Genomic DNA, 1244 nt, shown 5'->3' on the forward strand with positions numbered 1-1244 from the left:
TATATAGATTATTAATATGTCAATTAGCAATTCTTGAGCCTGTTAATTTGGAAACAGAAAAAGATATTCTAGGTTTTTGTCATAAACTAGCAAAACAAAATCCTTTTGGTAAGGATAATGGAGTGTGGTATTGGGGAGAGATTATATTAACAAAAAAGGGGCTAGATTTAATAATAAAATATATTCCTGAGGCATTTGAGGAGTGGAATGGAAAGAAATTTGAATTAAATACTCCTTTCATAAAAACATTAGAATCCATATTTATTGAGCATGGGGTAGAATGGGATGAGAATAATCCACTATTTCCTATTGCATCCTTAATGCATTCTTAAAAAATGATTAATCTTACTTGTTTTATTAAAATGTTACCTAAAGTATTTAAGATTGCTGGAGAGTTGCGACACTAAACGACACAATTGTTTACCGTCCTGCCGGATATGCTGGCAAAGATACCCTACCCACTACAGCAACGGTAGAAATCCATAAGAACTCGGCCATACGATCGCTAAATAATAACGAAAATTTAAAATTGAAATTTCCAATTATAAATAAAAGGTAATGTATTATGAGAATGAACGAACGACAAGCATCTGCTATTCAGGATGTATTTCGAAAATTAGCTTTTATTGATACAGAACCAGTAGACCTTCCCAATTCAGGGCTTGATTGGCAGGAAACAGTAGAGATTATTTACCGGCTGTTTACCTTGAGATGGATGGAATTTTGGCCGCAGAAAGAGATTACGGATGAAGACATCTGGGATGTATTGCCGGAATCTTGCTTATTACAATCCTAATTATGATCTTGAATCAAAAGGATACGATTTTGATGTTGCCTGGATTTATCATTGGCTTACACATATTAACCTTACCTCCGAGGGAGAGGTGTTCTATTTTAAATACTTTGATCCCGAAGTGGTAAACAGCGCAGAAGACGATAATGCCGTAAATCCCGCCTTTATCGATCGTCTTGAAAGTATCTTTGAAGAAAACGATATGCCGTGGGGTAAGATATTTTTTCCCGTACAGAGTATCGAGTAAGCACAGAATGCAGCTGAGGATTTTGCACGCCAATTGCCGCAACCAGCCGACGACCGCACCCGCGCCCTGCAAACCCTGGCCGCCGGCGCCCAAGCCTACCAACTGGCCGATGGCGTCGGCAAAGTGGCCGACGCCCTTAAAAACCAAACCGGACAGCAGGGTGCCGTCCTCTTATCCGTTGAAGCCGGCTTCGGCTTTAAATCC

3 protein-coding genes are annotated in these 1244 nt (G+C 39.5%); all 3 read left to right on the forward strand.

What is annotated here, in order from left to right; all coding sequences use genetic code 11:
- The coding region (locus HMPREF3047_RS00680) for a hypothetical protein (protein ID WP_070711902.1) at positions 1-332 on the forward strand (332 nt) is incomplete at its 5' end.
- Positions 333-565: 233 nt separating this feature from the next.
- Positions 566-796 (forward strand): hypothetical protein, encoded by a 231-nt coding sequence (locus tag HMPREF3047_RS11215; protein ID WP_141743141.1) that lies wholly within the window; start codon positions 566-568, stop codon positions 794-796.
- On the forward strand, positions 747-1040 hold the full coding sequence (locus HMPREF3047_RS00685; protein ID WP_070461582.1) for a hypothetical protein: 294 nt from the start codon (positions 747-749) through the stop codon (positions 1038-1040). Before HMPREF3047_RS11215 ends, HMPREF3047_RS00685 begins: the two co-directional genes overlap by 50 nt.
- Positions 1041-1244 lie beyond the last annotated feature (204 nt).

This window comes from Neisseria sp. HMSC075C10, from assembly GCF_001815615.1.
GTDB lineage: Bacteria > Pseudomonadota > Gammaproteobacteria > Burkholderiales > Neisseriaceae > Neisseria > Neisseria subflava_A.